This is a genomic window from Ferruginibacter sp., from assembly GCF_031430955.1.
Taxonomy (GTDB): Bacteria; Bacteroidota; Bacteroidia; order Chitinophagales; family Chitinophagaceae; genus Ferruginibacter.
On record NZ_JANPCM010000543.1, the window covers coordinates 1 to 4,745 of the forward strand.

4 protein-coding genes are annotated in these 4,745 nt (G+C 36.5%); 2 read left to right on the forward strand and 2 right to left on the reverse strand.

From position 1 onward, the window contains the following. Positions 1–1,093 (reverse strand): dihydrolipoyl dehydrogenase (gene lpdA / locus ACY65O_RS15235; RefSeq protein WP_462221718.1); only part of this gene is annotated, 1,093 nt, incomplete at its 3' end. A gap of 257 nt (positions 1,094–1,350) precedes the next feature. Between lpdA and ACY65O_RS15240 the strand changes: the two genes are divergently transcribed. Further along, complete coding sequence (locus ACY65O_RS15240) at positions 1,351–2,283, forward strand: redoxin domain-containing protein (protein ID WP_462221719.1); 933 nt, start codon at positions 1,351–1,353, stop codon at positions 2,281–2,283. An 18-nt stretch (positions 2,284–2,301) separates the two neighbouring features. Here the strand turns inward: ACY65O_RS15240 and ACY65O_RS15245 are convergent, their stop codons facing one another. After that, entirely contained in the window at positions 2,302–3,843 is a 1,542-nt protein-coding gene (locus ACY65O_RS15245; protein ID WP_462221720.1) for a hypothetical protein, read from the reverse strand. 177 nt (positions 3,844–4,020) lie between these two features. Here ACY65O_RS15245 and ACY65O_RS15250 point away from each other — a divergent pair. Further along, on the forward strand, positions 4,021–4,745 hold a 725-nt coding region (locus ACY65O_RS15250; RefSeq protein WP_462221721.1), incomplete at its 3' end, for a beta/alpha barrel domain-containing protein.

Sequence of the window (4,745 nt, forward strand, 5' to 3'; positions counted from 1 at the left end):
CCCTGGCCGCTTTTTCAGTATAACCTACGCTTGCAATTTCGGGTGAGCAATAGGTACAACCCGGAATATTATTATAATATAAAGGTTCAGGATGATGAACGCTTAAATGTTCTGCCGCATTAATACCTTCTTTTGCCGCAACGTGTGCTAAAGCCTGACCGGGTGTGCAATCGCCAATGGCGTAAATTCCTTTTACTGCAGTTTGCTGATTGGCATCAACAACAATTTTTCCTTTTTCTGTTTTAATGCCTAAAGCTTCCAGCCCAATATTTTCAATATTGGCAACAACACCCACAGCACTTAATAAAACATCTGCTTCTAAAATTACTTCGCCTGTTGCAGTTTTTACTTTCGCTTTTACGCCTGCACCACTGGTGTCCACACTCAGCACTTCGCTGCTGGTCATAATCGTCATGCCCTGTTTTTTAAATTGCTTTTCCAGTTCTTTGCTGATGTCTTCATCTTCTACAGGTACAAGGCGTGGCATAAATTCTACCATGGTAATTTTTGTACCCATGCTGTTATAAAAATAAGCAAACTCACTTCCTATTGCACCACTTCCGCAAATGATCATGCTTTTGGGTTGTGTAGGTAAACTCATTGCTTTGCGGTACTCAATTATTTTTGTACCATCAATCGGCAGGCTCGGTAATTCTCTTGCCCTGCCGCCGGTTGCAATAATTATGTTTTTTGCTTCCTCTACTTTTTTTGTACCATCGGCTGCAGTAATTTCTAATTTGCCAGGGGCAATCAGTTTACCAAAACCCATTATCACATCAATCTTATTTTTCTTCATTAAAAATTGAATGCCTTTACTCATTTTATCTGCTACACCACGGCTGCGGCCAATAACGCCACCAAAGTCTGCCGTAGGATCGGTAATATTGATACCATAATCTTTTGAATGCTTGGCATACTCAAATACCTGGGCACTTTTTAATAAGGCTTTGGTAGGAATGCAACCCCAGTTAAGGCAAATGCCGCCGAGACTTTCTTTTTCTACTATTGCTACTTTTTTACCTAACTGACTTGCTCTTATTGCTGCAGGATAACCGCCGGGGCCGCTGCCCAGCACTATTACGTCGTATGCCATTGGTTCGTTAATTTGTTTATTTATTAATTAATTAAAGCGGTTGCCGCATTAACTGTTTTTATGGAGTGGCAAAATTAACCTGAAATGAGTGATTAGCCAAAAGCTATTTGGAAGTCTTCTGTGAAGATTTTTTTTGCCACCCATTACACAGATTTTCACAGATTAATCCGTGGCTATTTTTCTTTTACATTTTTATTTAGGGTTTATTTTAACAGGCGGCATAAACTCAATCCGGCATTTCTCCGTATTTTTAAAGCATGATTAAAAAGACTGCCTTTGTAATTGCATTTTTTTGTTTTGCTATCGTTGCTGCAGCACAGCAAATTCCTAAATTAAAGATGGCTGATGTTATAAAAAATTTCAGTAATAAAAATGATACGGTATATGTAATAAATTTTTGGGCTACATTTTGTAAACCCTGTGTGGCAGAAATACCGGGTTTTATAAAAATTGCCAATAAATATAAAAACGAAAAAGTAAAATTGCTGTTGGTAAGTTTAGACCTGCCTTCTTTTTATCCCAAAAGAATTGCAAGATTTGCTGCTAAAAATAATTTTACCACCAACATTGCCTGGCTTGATGAAACCGATGCCGATTATTTTTGTCCGATGATTGATAAAGCCTGGAGCGGTGTTATACCTGCAACTATAATGGTAAATACTAAAACCGGTTACAAGAAATTTTTTGAAGCAGAGTTGAACGGGGAGGAGTTTGAGATGGAGTTGAAGAAGGCGATGGAGGAGAATAAAACTTCGTTAACTAAGCCAAAATTTTTTATGCCGATGAATGATATTGTTTCGATAGATTACCATGATGGAAATACACCTGTACGTTTATCAACTTTATTTACAACTTTTAAATCAAAAGACAACACTATTTTTTCTGTAGGCGAAGGAGAGGTTTCAACTGTTATTGATATTGAAGATATGAAAGTAGTAATTGTGCAAAAAGGTAAATTGTTTTTTACTTATTCCAACCTTAAATCAGTAATGGTAAAAAAAGGAGATAAAGTTAAGCAAGATCAAATGATAGGGTATGCTGCTCTTGATCTGGATGGTATAATGCCTTCATTAGATTTTTATTTGAATAATGAAAAGAGTTCAATTGTACTTTCCAAAAATAATTTTATACCACGGACAAATGATAATGCAAAAGATCATTCATTTGATCTGGTGAAAGAACCAGAATAAATTTCTGATAGGTGGATTCTACTTCCTCCTCAAATACTTCCCCTGCACTACATCCTGCACTTTTACATTATTAATTTTACTTTCCAACCACGATATCACATCTAAATACATAAATGCCCTGGTTTCAAAACGCTTGTTTTCAAACTGCTTTAATTTGTGCAACAGCTTTTCAAATTCGGGTTTTAATTTGTTGGCAGGTACGGTTAAAGCTTTGCGTAAAAATTTAAACATTTCTTCTTCCACCACGCTAAGGTTATGCATTTTGGCCATAAAGCGGTACACAGATTTGGCCAAATATTCCAGCAGTTGCAGGTTGCCTAATTCGTAATGAGCAATAAGGTGTAATAAACGGGCATAGCATTGCAGGTCGTTGCGTAAATCAACTTTCCAGTTTATTATTTTATTAAGATAATCTATCGTGGTTTCAAAATCGCCGGCACCAAAATACATGCAGGCAATTTTGTAATAAATTACTAAAATGCGGTGGCGGTCGATATACAGTTCGTAGGCAGTTAATTTTTCTTCTATTCCTTCAATCAGTAATAACCCGTCGGAAAAATTGCCGCTTAAAAAGTATTTGTTTAAAAGAGAAATTGAGTGGTACAAAAAACACTGGATAATATTATTTTGATTTTGCAATACAGTTGTACTCTTGCAAAATTTTTCAAACTGTTTTAATGTTTCTGTTAATTTTTTATAATTACCTAAATTAAAATGCGATCCCATCAGGTTGTGCATGCCTTTAATATAGTGGCCACTTTCTATGGCAATCATATAAGGTTCTTCTTCAAAAAGATCTACCCATTTTTGTGTGTAACGGTAATATTGTAAAAAATCCTGGCGAATAAAAGCCTTCCAGCAATAGCATTGGTACAGGTAAAGTTTTTCATAAAAACTGTTAAGTTGCTGCACATTTTCCGGCAGGTTTGCATTCAAAAAAACTTTTACTGATTCTTCTTCTGCATCATCACGTGCAAAACCATTTTTAATATACCAGCCATACAATTGCAGCGCCAGGTTACTCAGGTTAGATATATTGGATAAACTTTTATTTACTTCATCAGCCTCTATGCTTAATTCCTCGGCCCGGTTTTTAAGGCTACGGGTAATGTATAGTCCTTCAATTTTTTTTTCAAAAAAAAGCGCTTGCTGCAGATAGGTGAGCTGGTTAAAACCCTTTGCCTGTTCTTTTAATTTGTCCAGCACTTTCAGGCTTTGCAGGTACAATCCCTTGTTGTATAAAATACGGGCATAATCCATCTGTTCGTGCAGTTGAATGTCAATATTGCTTTCATCCGTTATCAACCGCAGGCTTGATAGAATTTCTTTGTATAAATGGGCTTTTAAATTACTGAGCTGTTGTTTTTTTATACTTTTATTTTTCTTTAATATAATGGCTTCATCATAGTCGTCCATTTTATCTAAAGCATCAAAAAGCTGTACAATTTTTAATTCTTCTGATGAAGTGTTTCTTTTAATATAAAGTTTAAAATTGCGCTTTTCACTCTTGCCAAGCGATTTTACTAACTGAAATAAGGTATCTGTATTGCGGTTGGGCATCGTAATTGAAAATCTTTAAAAGTCAATACAGGTAAGCATTTTGGCGAAAATTGGGGGAGTTATAAAACGTAAAAACCTTTCCCTTTTGATTTCCTGCTTAACTGCTGTTGAAGTAAATTTAGGGCAAGTTATTATATAAAATAAATAACCGGTTGTTTTAATAAATTTTTTTAAGCTATGCCAGGCAACAAAATTCATATTTTCGATACTACTTTAAGGGACGGCGAGCAGGTGCCGGGATGTAAATTAGTTACCAGTGAAAAATTGGAGCTGGCGCTTCAATTAGAAGATTTGGGAGTGGATATTATTGAAGCAGGTTTCCCAATAAGCAGCCCCGGCGATTTTGCATCGGTTACCGAAATTTCTAAAGTAATTACTAAAGCAACTGTATGTGCATTAAGCCGTGCAGTGCAAAAAGATATTGAGGCCGCAGGCGAAGCCATTAAGCATGCAAAACGTCCACGGATACACACTGGTATCGGTACTTCCGATTCTCACATCAAAGCAAAATTTAACGCCACACAGGACGAGATTTTAGAAAGAGCTGTTCAGGCGGTTAAGTGGGCCAGAAAATATACCGATGATATAGAATTTTATGCCGAAGATGCAGGAAGAACGGGGAACGAATATTTAGCAAGGGTGATTGAAGCGGTAATTAAAGCAGGTGCAACGGTTGTAAATATTCCTGATACAACCGGCTATTGTTTGCCACACCAATACGGCGAAAAAATTGCATACTTAGTTAATAATGTACCCAATATTGATAAAGCAATTATCAGTTGCCATTGCCATAACGATTTAGGGTTGGCAACTGCCAACAGTATTGCAGGTATAATTGCCGGTGCAAGACAAATTGAATGTACCATTAATGGTTTGGGCGAAAGGGCAGGCAACACTTCATT